The organism is Cutibacterium acnes (assembly GCF_003030305.1).
Lineage (GTDB): Bacteria > Actinomycetota > Actinomycetes > Propionibacteriales > Propionibacteriaceae > Cutibacterium > Cutibacterium acnes.
Map to the genome: position 1 here is coordinate 621,301 of NZ_CP023676.1, position 16,027 is coordinate 637,327.

At 59.2% G+C, this 16,027-nt stretch carries 13 protein-coding genes; 8 read left to right on the forward strand and 5 right to left on the reverse strand.

Going from position 1 to position 16,027, the window contains the following annotated elements; all coding sequences use genetic code 11:
• Nucleotides 1-53: 53 nt before the first annotated feature.
• Nucleotides 54-2,831 carry an alkaline phosphatase family protein gene (locus tag CPA42_RS03145; RefSeq protein ID WP_272868361.1) on the reverse strand — a complete coding sequence of 926 codons (2,778 nt, stop codon included), beginning with the start codon at nucleotides 2,829-2,831 and terminating at the stop codon, nucleotides 54-56.
• A 149-nt stretch (nucleotides 2,832-2,980) separates the two neighbouring features.
• Between CPA42_RS03145 and CPA42_RS03150 the strand changes: the two genes are divergently transcribed.
• Complete coding sequence (locus CPA42_RS03150) at nucleotides 2,981-3,952, forward strand: 4-hydroxy-3-methylbut-2-enyl diphosphate reductase (RefSeq protein WP_002515204.1); 972 nt, start codon at nucleotides 2,981-2,983, stop codon at nucleotides 3,950-3,952.
• Nucleotides 3,953-3,955: 3 nt separating this feature from the next.
• Here CPA42_RS03150 and CPA42_RS03155 read toward each other — a convergent pair whose 3' ends face one another.
• Nucleotides 3,956-5,176 (reverse strand): DNA recombination protein RmuC, encoded by a 1,221-nt coding sequence (locus CPA42_RS03155; RefSeq protein WP_002518096.1) that lies wholly within the window; start codon nucleotides 5,174-5,176, stop codon nucleotides 3,956-3,958.
• Between the two features lie 78 nt (nucleotides 5,177-5,254).
• Here CPA42_RS03155 and CPA42_RS03160 point away from each other — a divergent pair, with 78 nt between their 5' ends.
• The 3 genes from CPA42_RS03160 to CPA42_RS03170 all read left to right on the forward strand — a co-directional run bounded on the left by CPA42_RS03160 (nucleotide 5,255) and on the right by CPA42_RS03170 (nucleotide 8,631).
• Complete coding sequence (locus tag CPA42_RS03160) at nucleotides 5,255-6,541, forward strand: M18 family aminopeptidase (protein WP_002515150.1); 1,287 nt, start codon at nucleotides 5,255-5,257, stop codon at nucleotides 6,539-6,541.
• A gap of 148 nt (nucleotides 6,542-6,689) precedes the next feature.
• Nucleotides 6,690-7,763 carry a redox-regulated ATPase YchF gene (gene ychF, locus CPA42_RS03165; protein WP_002515199.1) on the forward strand — a complete coding sequence of 358 codons (1,074 nt, stop codon included), beginning with the start codon at nucleotides 6,690-6,692 and terminating at the stop codon, nucleotides 7,761-7,763.
• Nucleotides 7,764-7,869: 106 nt separating this feature from the next.
• A complete protein-coding gene (locus CPA42_RS03170; protein WP_002515206.1) occupies nucleotides 7,870-8,631 on the forward strand; it encodes an HTH domain-containing protein in 762 nt (253 codons plus the stop codon).
• A gap of 77 nt (nucleotides 8,632-8,708) precedes the next feature.
• On the opposite strand, the gene CPA42_RS03175 is transcribed toward CPA42_RS03170, so the two are convergent.
• The 3 genes from CPA42_RS03175 to CPA42_RS03185 form a co-directional block, all read right to left on the reverse strand.
• Nucleotides 8,709-9,176 carry a hypothetical protein gene (locus CPA42_RS03175; RefSeq protein WP_002515161.1) on the reverse strand — a complete coding sequence of 156 codons (468 nt, stop codon included), beginning with the start codon at nucleotides 9,174-9,176 and terminating at the stop codon, nucleotides 8,709-8,711.
• 62 nt (nucleotides 9,177-9,238) lie between these two features.
• Nucleotides 9,239-10,414 carry an MFS transporter gene (locus CPA42_RS03180; RefSeq protein ID WP_002520317.1) on the reverse strand — a complete coding sequence of 392 codons (1,176 nt, stop codon included), beginning with the start codon at nucleotides 10,412-10,414 and terminating at the stop codon, nucleotides 9,239-9,241.
• A 117-nt stretch (nucleotides 10,415-10,531) separates the two neighbouring features.
• A complete protein-coding gene (locus tag CPA42_RS03185; RefSeq protein ID WP_002519217.1) occupies nucleotides 10,532-10,963 on the reverse strand; it encodes a MarR family winged helix-turn-helix transcriptional regulator in 432 nt (143 codons plus the stop codon).
• Nucleotides 10,964-11,083: 120 nt separating this feature from the next.
• On the opposite strand from CPA42_RS03185, the gene CPA42_RS03190 reads away from it, so the two are divergent.
• The 4 genes from CPA42_RS03190 to CPA42_RS03210 all read left to right on the forward strand — a co-directional run bounded on the left by CPA42_RS03190 (nucleotide 11,084) and on the right by CPA42_RS03210 (nucleotide 15,968).
• Nucleotides 11,084-11,512: an organic hydroperoxide resistance protein gene (locus CPA42_RS03190; protein WP_002518125.1), complete on the forward strand. Its 429-nt coding sequence runs from the start codon at nucleotides 11,084-11,086 to the stop codon at nucleotides 11,510-11,512.
• A 119-nt stretch (nucleotides 11,513-11,631) separates the two neighbouring features.
• Nucleotides 11,632-12,321: a type 1 glutamine amidotransferase domain-containing protein gene (locus CPA42_RS03195; RefSeq protein WP_002515117.1), complete on the forward strand. Its 690-nt coding sequence runs from the start codon at nucleotides 11,632-11,634 to the stop codon at nucleotides 12,319-12,321.
• A gap of 715 nt (nucleotides 12,322-13,036) precedes the next feature.
• Nucleotides 13,037-14,593 carry a basic amino acid/polyamine antiporter gene (locus CPA42_RS03205; protein WP_002515133.1) on the forward strand — a complete coding sequence of 519 codons (1,557 nt, stop codon included), beginning with the start codon at nucleotides 13,037-13,039 and terminating at the stop codon, nucleotides 14,591-14,593.
• Between the two features lie 130 nt (nucleotides 14,594-14,723).
• Nucleotides 14,724-15,968 (forward strand): arginine deiminase, encoded by a 1,245-nt coding sequence (locus CPA42_RS03210; protein ID WP_002515158.1) that lies wholly within the window; start codon nucleotides 14,724-14,726, stop codon nucleotides 15,966-15,968.
• The last annotated feature ends 59 nt before the right edge of the window (nucleotides 15,969-16,027 follow it).

Genomic DNA, 16,027 nt, shown 5'->3' on the forward strand with positions numbered 1-16,027 from the left:
CAGAAGCGTCGGGCCGTCACCATAACAGGCAGCGGCCCGAACTCCTCAAACGATCACACTCCAGTGCGCGGAAGGCCTGGGTGACGGCCCTCACCTCTGTGGGTGCTGTTGCTGGGCATGACGGCGGTGGGAACGGTTGGCGTCAGCGTTGGACCCGGTTTGGGAGAGCAGGGATCGATGCCTTGCGCAGGATCGAACCGCTTGTCGTCAGGAGTCCACACCGGGAACCCTTTGGCATCCTTGGAGTAGCTGCCTAGTTCATCCAGGTCGACATCTCCAGGCTTGAGTTTTTCGCCCTCGTCGTCATCATCGTCATAGGTCAACACGGGGCCGGACTGGATCACCGAGTGCTTCGGTTCGGGCATCGTGGATCTGGCGCCTTTGACGGCTTTCCAGATGGCCTTGTTGAACACTTGCTCGTCAATGTCATCCTCCTTTGTGGTGTCCTGCTCGCCGGACTCCTTGGCCATCGGGGCTTTGGGGGTGTTGAGCGTCTTCATGTCATAGGACGGACTGGCCGCCTGGTAGGGGGTCAGGTCGGGCTTATCGGTGAAGGCGGCGGACATCGGGGTAGAAAAGGCGTCGAATTGGGTCAGCGGACCTATACCGAGAATGCCCTCCATTGTGTGCAGCATCGATACTGTCGAGTAAAAGGTGGAATCGACCCCACCAGTGCGGGTATATGGGCTGATGACCTCGCCGATGGTGCGGTGCGCGTCGACGTGGTCGGGACCGTTCTGGGCATCGTCCTCAGTGAGGAAGATCGCGGTGTCCTTCCAGATGGGGGAATGGGATACGGTCTCGACGAGTTGGCCGATGGCCTGATCGTTGTCTGCGACGTAGGCCTGGGGAGTCGGGACCCCGACTTTGGTGGCCTGGGTGTGGTCGTTGCCGAAACGAACCAACTGGACCGTCGGAACGCTTCCCTTAGCGAGCTGTTTATTGAAGTCGGACTTCCACTCGTCAACACGAGATTTCGGCCCGCAGTTTTTGGCCATCGGTGCGAAGGACCTAGCCGAATCCGGGCAGTCCAAGCTCCAGCCGATGAAGTCGTGATCGGTGTTCGGATCGAGGATCTTCTTGTCGACTCCGTGAGCCTTGCCCTTCTTGTCGAGCGTGGTGTAAAAGCCGTAATTGCGGAAGCTGATGTTGTTTTTCGACAAGTGTTCCCAGAAGTATGAATCGTGCTCCTTCGCGCGGGAGTCCGGGTCGTTGCTTTCGGCCGGGTATGGCGCGCCACGACCGGAGTAATTTGACGGCCACATCTCCTCTGACCACGGATTCGAGTTTGCCTGAGAGACCCAGTTCCATCCATTGGCCGAGACTTCGGCGTCGGCGTAGAAGTTGTCGAAGGTCGTGAATTGACGAGCCAGGGCACGGGTGTTGGGAGCCGACTCCTCACCGAAGAGGTTGAGCGACGGATCGGCATTACCGCGGCCGTTGGAACCCAGTTCTTGATCGAAGGTGCGGTTTTCCCGCACGATGTAGATGACGTGCTTGATCTTGCTCGACGTAGTGCCGATCTGGTTGGGGACCGCGCTACTGCGGGCAGGATCGTTAGCGGTGTTGTTCTTTTCCACGGTAGCTGTCAGCTTGGCCAGGGTCGCTGCGTCAGGCTCGCTGACGGTGGAGAGCAGGCCTTTGATCATGGAACCGGAGTACTGGTTCTCGGCGGTATCGCGCGGGTCGGTGGGATTGGGGTGGCCCGGGCCGTTGTTCGGCCCGGCTCCCAGCCCTTTGGCCGAAGTGATGCTCAGCTTGCCGTCATGGGCGAGGACCTGCGTCGGGTACCAGCCAGTCGGAATGTCCCCGATAACCTTGCGAGTTGCGGCGTTGATGACGGCAACCTCATTGTGTCCCGAGTTGGTGACGTAGAGACGCTTGCCGTCTTGGGAGAGAGCCAGACCGGTCGGATTGGCACCTACCAGTTTGGAACCGTTGCGGTTGACCGGGATGGTGGCGGTCTGGCGATGAGATGCGACGTCGACCACTGAGATGGTGTCGGCGTCACCATTAGCGACGTAGAGGGACTTGCCATCGGGGGTCAGCACGGACTTGTTGGGATGGAAGCCTACGTTGATTTTGTGGGTCGCCAGTGGCTGGGATTTGGTGATGTCAACCTCGGCGACGTCGGCCCCGCCTTGGGAAGAGACGAACGCTTTGGTGGAGTCCTTGGAGAGGGTCACCCAGACCGGGCGGTGCCCGATGTGGGTCGTCTGAATCTTGTTGGTGGCCAAGTCGATGACGGAGACGGCATCAGCGAGCTGATCTGCCACGACGAGGCGTTTGCTGTCATTCGTGACGGCGAGCCCAGCCGGGTACAGGTTGACCTTTGTGAGCTTCGGGCTGACGACCGGCATCTGGATAGCGCTGGTTTCCACGAGTTTGCCACAGTCGAAGTGGTACGTGCGGATCTTGTGGTTGCCAGCAGCGCTGGCGAACAGGTGCGTGCCGTCAGGGCTGAAGGCCAGCCCCATGTACAGGCTTTCGGGAGACTTATAGGGGATGGTCTGGACGACCTTGCCAGTGGCAGTTTTGATGACCTGCAGGGACTGGGTTCCCTGACCGTTATTGCTGACGATGAGGTACCTGCCATCGGGGGATAAAGCCTCATTGAGCGGGAGGTCACCAAGGGTGGTGAGCTGACCGGCTGGAGTCAGCAGCTGACCGACGGTAGTGCGGCCAGTAGAACCCGACATCGGCCCGGCCTTGTTGGGAGACGGAGCCGCATGAGCTGGGGAGAAGGCTGCTATTGCGGTAACAACGGCACACGCCGAGGCGAGACCTCGGCGCAGTCGTCTGGATACGTGTGTGTCATGAGGAGCGCTCATAACCCAGAACTTAGGAAATAAAAATGGCACCTGAGGGACACCACGGATGCACCTTCAGGGAATTTTAGGTAAACGGACTTTCTGCGGGTCCTCGGCAGGCGAACTTGAACGGGTTCGTCAGATGCCGACGTACCCGTAGACTCAGGATCATGGCTGTTACGGGGGCGTGCACGAATAAGAAGCTGTACTTAGCTGCTCCGCGTGGATACTGCGCAGGCGTTGATCGTGCGGTGGTGACCGTTGAGAAGGCGCTAGAGGTGTATGGCGCTCCGGTGTACGTGCGCAAGCAGATCGTCCACAACCGCCACGTCGTGGAGACCTTGGAGGGGCGCGGAGCGATCTTCGTTGATGAGCTCGACGAAGTGCCCGACGATGCCCTCGTGGTGTTCTCGGCTCACGGCGTGTCCCCGCAAGTTAAGAAAGAGGCCACCGATCGTGGTCTTCGTACTATTGACGCAACGTGCCCACTGGTGACGAAGGTGCATCACGAGGCCAAAAGGTTCGCTAACCAAGACACCCAGATCCTCCTTATTGGTCATGCCGGTCACGAGGAGGTCGAGGGGACGACTGGCGAGGCTCCCGAGAACATCACCCTGGTGCAGACTCCCGCGGATGTTGATGGGTTGGCGTTAGACCGCGACCGTCCCGTGGCGTGGCTGTCCCAGACAACGCTGAGTGTCGACGAGACGGTGGAGACCGTCGATCGGATTCGCGACCTACATCCTCAGCTCATCGATCCGCCTTCCGACGACATCTGCTACGCCACCCAGAACCGGCAGCACGCCGTCAAGCAGATGGCTCCTCAATGTGACCTTGTCATCGTGGTGGGATCGAAGAACTCGTCCAACACTGGCCGTTTGGTGGAGGTCGCCCTCGAATCGGGGGCCAAAGCCTCCTATCGGGTGGATAACGCAGGAGAGATCGAGGAGACCTGGCTCGACGGTGTGTCCACCATCGGCGTGACCTCGGGGGCATCGGTGCCGGAGGCCCTCGTCCAGGGGGTGATCGATCTGCTCATCTCGAAGGGTTGGCCGCCGGCTGAGGAAGAGACCCTCATTGAGGAGTCGTTGTCCTTCGCCTTGCCGCCTCAACTGCGAAAACGTCGCACGACGGCCAAGTGAGGTTCATTCCGGAAGGCCCACCTCAGTCTGGTTCTCGGTCAGTTCCGGCGAGGTGAGGGGGCGTACCGCCTCTTCGATGGGGGCCGGGGACGCGATGTCGTCGGCGGTTACCCCGAGATGTTCGAAACGTCTGGCTTGGACGAGGACCCTTGTCTCGAGGCTACCCAGGGCCGAATTGTAGGCTCGCACCGTCGAGGTCAGGGATCGTCCCATTTTGTCGAGGTTGCCGGCCAGGGTTCCTAGACGCTTGTGAAGGTCGCGTCCTAGTGCTGCGACTTCTGTCGCAGATCTCGCGACGGCCTCCTGCCGCCAGGCTAGGGCGACCGTGCGTAGCATCGGAATGAGTACTGATGGGCTGGCCAGCACGATCCCGCGTCGGTTAGCGTACTCGTGGAGGTCGGGTATCTCCTGCAGTGCAGCCTGAAGTAAGGCATCGGAAGGCAGGAAGCACACGACGAACTCGGGGGAGTCGAGGTCGGTGCGCCAGTAACCCTTGGCCGAGAGCTGGTCGATGTGGGTGCGAACATGGCGTGCGAAACGGGCCATCTGGGCGTCGTATTCCTCAGCATCGTCGCACTGCGCGGCCTCAAGAAATGCGGCCAGCGGCGTCTTGGCGTCGACATGGATACACCGTCGACCTGAGAGCTTCACCGTCATATCGGGGCGTTGCGGGGCGCCTTGGGCTGTGGTCGTCTGCTGGGTTTGGAAGTCACAGTGTTCGAGCATTCCGGCGACCTCTGCAGTGCGCTGCAGTTGCATCTCGCCCCACGCTCCCCGGATCTGAGGTTTGCGCAATGCGGCGACGAGACTGGCGGTCTCTTTGCGCAGGCTCTCTCCGGCCGTGCTCACCCCGGCGACTTGTTCGCGCAAGCTTGCCGTCATGTCGGTACGCTCTTGCTCGACTTCAGCTAGGCGCCGGTCAAGTCGTTCGAGGGCGAGGGACACGGGTGCCAGCAGGCGCTGGGCGTCGCTCATTGTCCGCTGTGCCGACTGGGTAGCGCGTTCGTTCTGGTCAGCCATGCTCTGGGCGGATAAAGCCTTGAACTGAGTGGCCAAGGCGTCACGATCGGTGGCGATCTTCTCTGCTGCTTCCAGCCGCTCGGTAGCCACACGTGCCGCCGAGGTGGCTTCGGCAATGCGCTGGGACGTGCGCAATTGCGCGATGAGCCACCCCAAGGCCACACCGATAGCTAGTCCGATAAGCCCGACCACGATGTTCGTCATGCCACGAGGGTCCCAGTAGGGTCTGACACATTCAGCCAGGGTCGTGTTTCGTCGTGAAGAACAGCGGGTGATGGTTGAATGGTCGTCATGGCTGACAAGAGCGTCCCGACTTCGGATCACATCCGCGACATCATCTCTTTCGTGGAAGCATCTCCCACCTCGTATCACGCTGTGGCGGAGCTGACGCGGCGGCTGGAGCAGGCCGGATTTCAGCGTCTAGAGGAGACCGAGTCGTGGCCATCCGTCGAAGGGCGCCGGTACGTGGTGCGGGATGGAGCTGTCATCGCCTGGATCACTCCAGAGAAAGTGACTCCGCAGCTGGGGGCGAGGATCGTCGGTTCCCATACCGACTCCCCGTCCTTCAAGCTTAAGCCGAACGCCACCGTTACTAACCAGGGTTGGCAGCAGGTCGGTATGGAGGTCTACGGCGGTGGCCTACTGAATTCCTGGCTCGATCGTGATCTTGGGCTGTCCGGGCGCCTCGTCACTTGCGACGGTCAGGCTCATTTAGTGCGAACCGGGCCGATTTTGCGCATCAGCCAGCTTGCGCCGCATCTGGATCGCACCGTAAACGACGACCTCAAGCTGGACCGCCAGCGTCACCTCATGCCGATTCTGTCGGTCGGGAAGCCCGACCTTGACGTTGAGGACCTGCTGTGTGAGGCGGCTGGGATCAAGCGCGACGAACTGGCCTTCCACGACGTTTTCGCCCATTTGACCCAGTCCCCGGCCGTCATCGGACCCTATGGGGAATTTCTAGCCAGCCAGCGTATGGACAATCTGTCTTCGGTTCACTCCTCGGTCGCGGCATTCGTTGACGTCAAGCCGACCAGCGACGTGGCAGTCATGGCCTGCTTCGACCATGAAGAGGTCGGTTCGGCGACAAGGTCGGGTGCCTGCGGGCCGTTCCTCGAGGACGTCTTGGTGCGCATCGCTGAGGGGTTCGGGATGACGGGTGCGGCCTACCGGGCAATGATTGCCAAGTCCTCATGTGTGTCTTCAGATGCCGGGCACGGTGTGCATCCCAACTACGTTGAGAAGTTCGATCCGGCGAATCACCCGCTGCTCAATGAGGGGCCATTACTCAAGATTAACGCTCATCAGCGTTATGCCACTGATGGCGTGGGTGGGGCTCTGTGGCAGCGGGCGTGCGCTGCTGCTGGGGTGCCGACCCAGAACTTCGTGTCGAATAACTCGGTCCCGTGCGGCTCGACGATCGGGCCGCTGACGGCGACGAGGCTTGGCATGCTGACGGTTGACGTCGGAGTGCCGCTGATGTCGATGCATTCCACTCGTGAACTTGCCGGTACGGCCGACCTGACGTACCTGTCCAAGGCGCTGGGGGCCTACTGGGCTGGAGCCTGAGCCGATTGGTTCCAAGTCCAGTCAATGTGCCGACAGTACTCGGCCACATTGACTGAGCCTCAAGCATATGACCCGACGTTCCCGTGTGGAGCGCTGATGGGAGGTGGTTAGTGGGTTGGGTGCCGGCTGAACGGTAGAGTGGCCGAACGTGGCACTTACGATTGGAATCGTCGGTCTTCCCAACGCCGGCAAGTCGACTCTGTTCAACGCGCTGACCAAGAATGACGTCTTGGCGGCGAACTACCCCTTCGCGACCATTGAGCCGAATGTTGGCGTGGTCGGGGTGCCGGACAAGCGCCTCGATGTGCTGACGGAGATGTTTCATTCCGCTAAGACCATTCCTGCGACGGTGTCCTTCGTCGACATCGCCGGAATCGTCAAAGGCGCTAGCAAAGGTGAGGGGATGGGCAACGAGTTCCTCTCTAACATTCGTGAAGCCGACGCCATCTGCCAGGTGACAAGGTGTTTCGCAGACGACGATGTCACCCACGTCAACGGTCACGTCGATCCCTCCGACGACATCGAGACCATTACTACAGAGCTCGTGCTCGCTGATCTGCAGACGATGGAGAAGCAACTGCCCAAGTTGCAAAAAGAAGCCGCGATCAAGAAGGAGTCTCGTCCCAAAGTCGAGGCGTGGGAGCAGGCTAAGGCGGTGCTCGAAGAGGGCAAGACGATCTTCTCAGCCGGGCTCGATCCCGAGCCGTTGCATGACCTCTTCCTGCTGACGACAAAGCCCTTCATCTACGTCTTTAACTGTGACCAGGATCAGCTCGCTGACGCCGATTTCCAGGCCAAGATGGAGAAGTTGGTGGCTCCTGCTGAGGCGATCTTCTTGGATGCTGAGTTTGAGGCTGAACTGGCCGAGATGGAGCCCGAGGACGCTGCTGAGTTCCTTGCGGATGCGGGTATCGAGGAACCCGGTCTAGACAAGCTCGCGCGGGTGGGCTTCGACACTCTTGGTCTACAGACCTTCCTAACTGCGGGGGAGAAGGAGTCCCGCGCATGGACGATTCACAAGGGCGACACCGCCCCTGAGGCTGCTGGCGTCATCCATACCGACTTCCAGAAGGGGTTCATCAAGGCCCAGGTGGTGTCCTTCGGCGACCTTGTTGAATTTGGCGGCGAAAAGGAGGCCCAGGCTGCTGGGAAGTTGCGGTTGGAGGGCAAGGAGTACGTTATGCAGGACGGTGACGTAGTGGAATTCCGATTTAACGTGTAGCTCTGGTTTGATACTTACTTGGCTTAACCGCATCTGAGATCCGTCATATCTTTGGCGTAGCCTTATTGGTATGAATAACATGCCGTAGCCAAAGGCCATCCTCAAGGTGCTGTCGGAAGCCAAGGAGCCCTTGCACTACTCCGAGATCGCTCAGCGCATCTTGGACAGCGGTCTCCGTCAACAAACTGGCGCTACCCCCGCTGCGACGGTGGCTGCCACGATCTCCACGACCTTGCGGAAGAATGTCGTCCGCGTAGATCGAGGTGTGTACAGCTTAAGGACGCCACAGTCGGTGCCTCCCGAGGAGTCGGAGACTGAGTTGCCGGATTCCCGCGGGGTGATCCCGCCGACTGCACTTGAGGCGGGTGAGGAAAACAACGGATTTCTTAACGCTTTCGGCATGTTTTGGAGACGTGACGAAGTGGATTGGGACAAGCGCGGACAGACCCTCTTAGGGGCCCAGTTGAAGGTTGCTAAACCCGTTAACTTTTCTGGTCAGGTCGGCGTCTACATTCTTTACTCCGGTGAGAGAGTGATCTGCGTAGGCCGTATTACTGAGCCACGTTTGGGGCCCCGCCTGTGGGATCACACGCGCGATCGCCTTGCAGGTCGCTGGGACCGGTTCTCTTGGTTTGGTGTGCTAATCGCGAAAGATGACGGGACGCTCGGTGATGTGCCGTGTGGAAATTTTGCCGTCGATATGCTCGTTTCCACCATGGAAGCCCTTCTTATTGAGGGCCTAGAACCGCCACAGAATCGCCGTCGAGGTGATGGCTTCAACGCTACGGAGTTCATTCAGGCGACGGATCCTGAGGTAGAGCGCCGCCGCGCTAAGCAGCTCCTATTCAAGCTCACCGACTCGAAGTAATCGAACGTTCGGGCCCTTCGGAGCACTGATTTCTCGTCGCTTCATAAGCCTGGTGTGGCTAGCCCGGTACGTAGGCGTCAGTACGGGTAGTCACCCTTGATGACGAAGTAGCTACCGCGGATGGTTCCGGCGAGTTTTGAGCGTTGCCGGGCGAACTTGAACGCGGACAACTCAGCTGGTTGGTCCATGCCGTCACACAGCTTGAACCCTACTGCCCGTTTTCCGGAATTCGCCACCGTCCACAGCACGTTGATCGCCAGGCCCGACGCGTAAAACACATGCACCCAGTGGATTCCCTCAACGTCATTGATGCTGATCTCCAGGGCTGGGGAGGCAATGGTGATGTCACGTTCTTCGGCCAGAATCTGGGTTACCCATGCGAGTGCGTAGGGCTCCTCACTGGCAGGCGACACCTCAAACGTGTGCTTGAACTTGTTGTGGAAATACCGTGCTTCGTTGGCGCGTAAACCTGCCAAGGCCTCGGGGTGCTCGGAGGTTTCCAGCCCCTGGGCCGAGACGGTAGTGAAGTCAACCGGAACGGCCATGGGAGCCTCCAGATAGATATGTCGGATCGACGCGAACCGGCTCGACGACGAACGTGTCGAGACTACCCGTCTTGTGCTCTGGCGCGCTCGCGTCGTGTAACATGCTCGGACATTACCAGGCCGAAGATGACGAGGACGATCAGGTACAGAGGTAGTGTCCATAATCCGGTGTTGGCTGATATCGCCCCGAACAGTGGGGGAGCGAGCGTCGTCCCGACGTATGCTGCGGCCATCTGGATGCCGATGATCGCTTGTGAGTTGTGCGCGCCAAAGGTGGTTGGGGTGGAGTGGATGATCGCAGGGTAGATCGGTGCGGACCCAAGCCCTGCGATGACCAGACCTGCCAGGGCGACCCATGACGGCACACCGGGTAGCCCGACGAGGACGACGCCAACTCCTACCGTGATGAACCCGCCACGCACGAGCATCCGGTCACCGATGCGTTCGGCTACGAACCCGGCCAAGAACCGGCCGGCGGTGATCCCCAGGACGAAGAGAGACGCGAACGCTGCGGCGGTCGCGCCGTCCGTCCCTCGCACCGACACCAGGTACGATGCCGCCCATAGCATCGAGGTGCTCTCGACAGCACAGTACGAGAAGAAGGCCCCTAGAACGGCAGGAACTCCCGGGGTCGCCAAGGCCGCGCGTGTCGGCACGTGGTCGAACAGCTTTGCGGAGCCACCGCCGTTGATCTTCCGCGTCTTGTTCCACAACGGAAGACTGACGGTGACGATCGCTGTCAGTATGGCCTGCAGAGTTCCGACCGTGCGATAGGCCGACGGCCATCCGTGACCGCTACTTAACGCCTGGCTCATGATGAACGGGCTGATCGATGCTCCGAGTCCCCAACAGCCGTGCAGCCAGTTCATGTGCCGAGCGGTGTAATGCAGGGCTGCATAGTTGTTGAGTGCGGCGTCGACCGTTCCAGCTCCTAGTCCATACGGCATCGCCCACAGGCACAGCACCCAAAACTGAGTCGAGAAGGAAAAGCCGAACAGTGCCGCGGCTGTCAGCGCGACACTTGCCGCAGTCACTCGTCCTGGGCCGAAACGCGTTGTAAGCCGGTCGGACATCAGGCTCGAGATGATGGTCCCGGTGGCGATGATGAAGGTTATGAACCCTGCACATGACAGCGGTACGCCGAGGCTTTCATGCATGGCTGGCCATCCTGCGCCGACCAGGGAGTCGGGCAGACCCAGGCTGATGAAAGCCAAGTAGATGATCGCCAGTAGGAGCATATGCACGATGAAAGGGGACCTTTCGTCATACCGCAATTGGGGTTCGGGCACCGAGAGTGGCTCGTGAATCCCATGCTGACAATGTCGTCTAATCGTCTCGCATGGGGCATTGAGTCATCACTCAAGCTGGGTGGCCAGGTCGTCGAGAAATGCCTTTACCTGGGCCAGCTCCTGTGGCGGGGTGGGATACGGCGCTAGCATCCGCTCAGGTAAACCGGCGGCCTGGTGACGTAACGAGCGCCCTCCCTCTGTGAGACTGATGATGCGCCGCCGTTCGTCGTCGTTGCTCCAGGCTCTGGTGATGAAGCCGGCGTCTTCCAGGCGGCGCAATAGGGGAGTCAGGGTGCCGCTATCGAGGTGTAATCGCGTTCCGATGTCATTGACGCCTACCGGACCCTCAGCGTGCCACAACACCAGCATGGCTAGGTACTGGGGGTAGGTGAGACCGATGCCTTCGAGCAGCGGTCGGTAGGCGCGCGTGACCGCCCTGCTAGCTCGGTAGAGGGAGAAACAGAATTGGTCGTCGAGGTCGAGCGTTTGATCGTGCACAACGGGGAGGATATTAGATGCACAACAAGATTGGACACAACTTAGTTGCGCGCTATGTTTCTTATAACGCTGCACGACAGAAACGTCAGCGCACATTCGTCCAGCGAGTAAGGAGACACCATGATCGAGATCGAGCCCGTCTACACCACCGAGGCTATTGCTACCGGTGCCGGCCGCAATGGTCACGTCCAAAGTCCCGACGGTCGCGTGTCTGAGGATCTGGCTGTTCCCGTCGAGATGGGTGGTAGCGGTAAGGGCACGAACCCGGAGCAGCTGTTTGCGGCTGGCTATGCCGCATGCTTCCACTCCGCCCTGCAGATGGTGGCCCGCCAGGCAAAAAAGGACCTTGGCGACTCCTCGGTGGGCGCACGGGTTTCAATCGGTCAGGCCGGGGAGGGGTTTGGCCTTGCCGTCGCCCTGGAGGTCGTTATCCCGGCTCTGCCGCACGACGAGGCCCAGCGGCTTGCCGATAAGGCCCACCAGGTGTGTCCCTACTCGAACGCCACTCGGGGCAATATCCGCGTTGACGTCACCGTCGTCGACGACTGACGTCAGGTGCTCCTGGGGACGCTTCTAGGTCAGCCCTCGGGGGCATCGAGCGCTCCGGCGCCACGCGACGGATATTGCGAAAAGCGCCACCGCACGACACAGCGAAAGGAACACCCTCCATGTCTCGAATCCTCATGATTCTCACGTCCCACAACCAGCTGGGTGATACCGGCCGCAAGACGGGTTTCTGGCTAGAGGAGTTCGCCGCCCCCTATTACGTGTTCTGTGACGCCGGACACGACGTCACCCTAGCCTCGCCGCGGGGTGGGCAACCGCCGATCGACCCGACGAGTTCGCTGCCGCAGATGCAGACCGATGCCACTCGCCGTTTCGATGTTGACGAGCAGGCCAAACGTGCCTTGGCGACTACCACCCCGTTGTCGGAGGTCGATATCGCCACGTTCGACGCGGTGTTCTACCCGGGTGGCCACGGTCCGCTGTGGGATCTGGCGGACGATCCCACCTCGCAGCAGATCATCTTGGATAGCGACGCCGTGGGGCGGCCGCTGGGTCTGGTATGTCATGCCCCCGGTGTGTTGCACACCGTCAAAAAACACGATGGAACGCTGTTTGTTACCGATCGTTCGGTGACCGGTTTCACCGACGGTGAGGAGGAGGCCGCCGGCCTGACTGGCGTCGTTCCCTTCCTCGTAGAGGACTCCCTGAAGCAGGCAGGCGCTCGGTACAGCAAGGGTCCTGACGGTGATAGTTACGTCGTTACGGACAAGACGCTGGTCACTGGTCAAAATCCGGCCTCGTCCGCTGCCACAGCCCAGCGGTTGCTCGACCTATTATGTGTTCGAGTCTAGATATGTGAGTGAAAGGCCCGGAATCATTTCAGCATGGGATGAAGCGTGCGCGTAGCTTCGGGCTTGCGGAACATACAATGGTTTGTGAGAATTAGTTACTCGGCCGTGCATGGCAAGACTTGCGAGTTTCGTTATGTCATCGTGAGCTCGGAGCAGCCAAAAAATGAATTGATGACGAAGGTGGTGGGCCGTTGAGCGCGCTTGCCAAGGGCCACGTTATTTCGATGAACATGCCTAAGATACGGTGGGCGTCACTGCCGTGGTTATGGATGATTCTGAGTCGGACGTCAGCTTGTCTGACTGGTTGCTGCTGATCTGTCTTTGCAGAAACTATGCGTATACCAGTGGACTGGCCGGCTCGTATCATGTTTCATAGGATGGGTTCGACGTTGAGCTGTCTAGAGCCGTTGTGATCGGTATCCATGGTTGGATGGGGTTCATCTCGATGGAGGAGTGTGTCCTGAGGGGTGGCAGTGACCTGGTAGGGGTGCCTGCGGCGTCGCGGCTTGCGATCGCTGGTTCTCGGGGATGACTCTCGGATGAATATAGATCTGCTAAGACGTCATTAGATTCGCTTGGCGCTTGGTTGGGAACGGGTGTGAAGCAGCCTTCTGATGGATGTATTTTTGCGTTGTTGAATAAGGTTTCAATATTAATTGAATATGGCGCTAGATGCTGGTTTAGGATCAGTTGACGTCCGCTGTAGATCCTCCCTATGGTCATTCTGGGGCCAGGCGCTTCGCCAGCTGGCCATCGCAACAATGGTGTGGCGAAGGGTTATGAGGTGAGTATGGCTGAGCAAGTCGTTGGACAGGCGTCTACAGAAGTATCCATGGGTGAAGACGTCAATGTTGGGAAGCTGTCATTCCCCGCAATGCTTTCTCTTGTCGTCGGTTCCATGATCGGCGGCGGTATTTTTTCGCTTCCGCAGAATATTGCTGCTGCCGCTAGTCCAGGTCCTATGGTGATTGGTTGGACGATCACCGGGATCGGAATGATCTGTTTGGCGATGGTCTATCAGAAGTTGGCTATCCGTCGTCCTGATCTGGATAACGGCATCTATGCCTATGCCAAGGCGGGATTTGGTGATTTCATCGGGTTCAACTCGGCGTGGGGCTATTGGCTCTCTGCCCTCATTGGCAACGTCGGGTATTTGGTGCTGCTTTTCTCGACCGTTGGCAAGTTTGTTCCTGCTTTCGCGGGTGGTAACACCGTGTGGGCGGTGCTTGCGGCGTCAGTTCTGCTGTGGTTGACCCACGCTCTCGTTCTGGCTGGGGTTTGTACTGCTGCTTTTGTCAACACGATCGCGACAATTGCCAAGATTGTGCCGTTGATAACATTCATTGCCATTTGTGCTGTTGCGTTCGATGTTGGTGTGTTTACCGAGGACTTCTGGGGGAGCCACGCGGGCTTGGGCAGTGTCTTTGCCCAGACCAAGAGCATGATGCTCGTCACCGTGTGGGTGTTTATTGGGATCGAGGGTGCGTCGATCTACTCGAAGCGTGCTCGCAAACGTTCTGATGTGGGCAAGGCGACTGTTGGTGGTTTTCTCTTCGTCCTGGTTCTCCTCATCGGTGTCAACCTCCTGAGCATGGGGATCATGCATCGGGCCAAGCTGGCCGGCTTGCCCGACGCGTCTATGGGTGATGTTCTGTCCTCTGTCGTCGGGCCGTGGGGCTCGGTGCTTGTCAGTGCTGGTGTCATCATTTCCCTGCTTGGGGCTCTACTGGCCTGGATCCTACTGTGCGGTGAGACGATGCAGGTGCCGGGTGAGGACGGCACCATGCCGAAACTGTTCGGACGGATCAACAAACATGAGGCTCCAGCTCCCGCTTTGTGGATCACCAACATCGTCTCCCAGATATGCCTTGTCATGACGGTGTTGTGGGACGGTGCTTACTTGGCGATGGCGACCCTGGCTGCCGCCCTCATCCTGGTGCCGTACCTGCTGTCAGCCGCATTCGCCCTGAAGATGGTGATCAAGGGCGAAACCTATGAGAACGGTCCCCGATCACAGCGAGTGCGTGATGCCGTGGTCGCAACTGTCGCAACCTTGTACGGCATCTGGCTCGTCGTTGCCGCAGGCGCGGATGCTCTCATGCTTGCGGCCCTGCTCTACTTGCCTGGTGCTGCAGTGTTCGTCTGGGCCAAGCGTGAGCAGCGGGCCAAACGGATTTTCAAACCCTACGAGATCGGCGTTCTTGTCCTGCTGGCGTTGATTTCCGTGGTATCCATCATTTCCATAGTTACCGGGAGGCTTTCCTTGACGTGATTGCTCTACCCACCCTTAATGTGGAAACTCATAAATATATACACAATCAGTGATGTAAGAGGGCAATCCTACGGTGCTGCGGTGATTGCCATGGCAGGGAACTTGTTTCCCCACGATGAAAGGTTAAGAAATGACTACTCCCATTGGTGCATGGTCGGAAGTTGGCAAGCTTCGTGAGGTGATGGTGTGCGAGCCGCGTCTGGCGCATCGTCGGCTCACTCCAAGCAATTGTAGAGAATTGCTCTTCGATGACGTCCTGTGGGTCGAAAAAGCACAGGAAGATCATCGAGATTTCGTGGCCAAGATGCGGGAACGTGGAATTGTCGTTCATGAAATGCATCAACTGTTGTCCGAGGTTCTTGATATCTCTGAGGGTCGTTCCTGGGTACTTGACCGGAAGTTGTCCCCCAACGCGGTTGGGCTGGGTGTTGACGAGGATGTTCGGGACTGGCTCAATGACATGCCTTCGGACACCTTGGCCGAGTATCTCATTGGTGGCGTAGCTTACGGCGAAGTGCCTGCGGACAGACGCAAGCACGTTCTTGGTGCGCTTATCAAGGCGCACAGTGAAAATGAATTTCTCATTCCGCCGCTGCCCAATACTCAGTTCACTCGAGATACCACGGCATGGATTTTCGGCGGTGTTACCTTCAACCCAATGCGTTGGCCGGCTCGTCAGCAGGAAACCGTCCTGGCTAGCGCCATTTACACTCATCACCCCATCTTCGCCGAGCGTGACTTCAAGATCTGGTACGGCTGCGCCGAGGCTGATCATGGCATGTCCACCCTCGAGGGTGGCGACATCATGCCGGTTGGCAACGGCACGGTACTTATCGGAATGGGTGAGCGATCCTCGTGGCAGGCCATCACCCAGGTGGCGCGTTCCCTGTTTGCCCAGAATGCAGCACGCAGGATGGTGGTCGCGGCCATGGCGCCGGACCGGGCCTCCATGCATCTCGACACGGTGTTTAGTTTCTGCGACGTCGATCTCGTGACTCTTTACAAGCCAGTGGTCGATACCATCACCCCGCTAGTGCTCGAGCCCAGCAGCGAGGCGGCGGGCTTCTCGGTGCGCGTCGACGACCGTCATTTCACCGATGTCGTCGCCAGCTCCTTGGGACTGGATGGTCTGCGTACCGTCGAGACGGGTGGCGACTGCTGGGAAGCCCAACGCGAGCAGTGGGATGACGGCAATAATGTGGTAGCTCTTGAGCCCGGTGTCGTCGTTGGATACGACCGCAACACCGCGACCAATGCTTTGCTCGCGAAGGCCGGGGTGGAGGTTGTCGAAATCAAGGCCGCCGAGCTGGGACGCGGTCGAGGGGGCGGCCACTGCATGACCTGCCCGATCACTCGTGATCCGGTGGATTACTGATAAGTCCCAAAGCGAAACAGGTAATATGCGTCCGCCGCACGAAGCGGACATATCAAGGA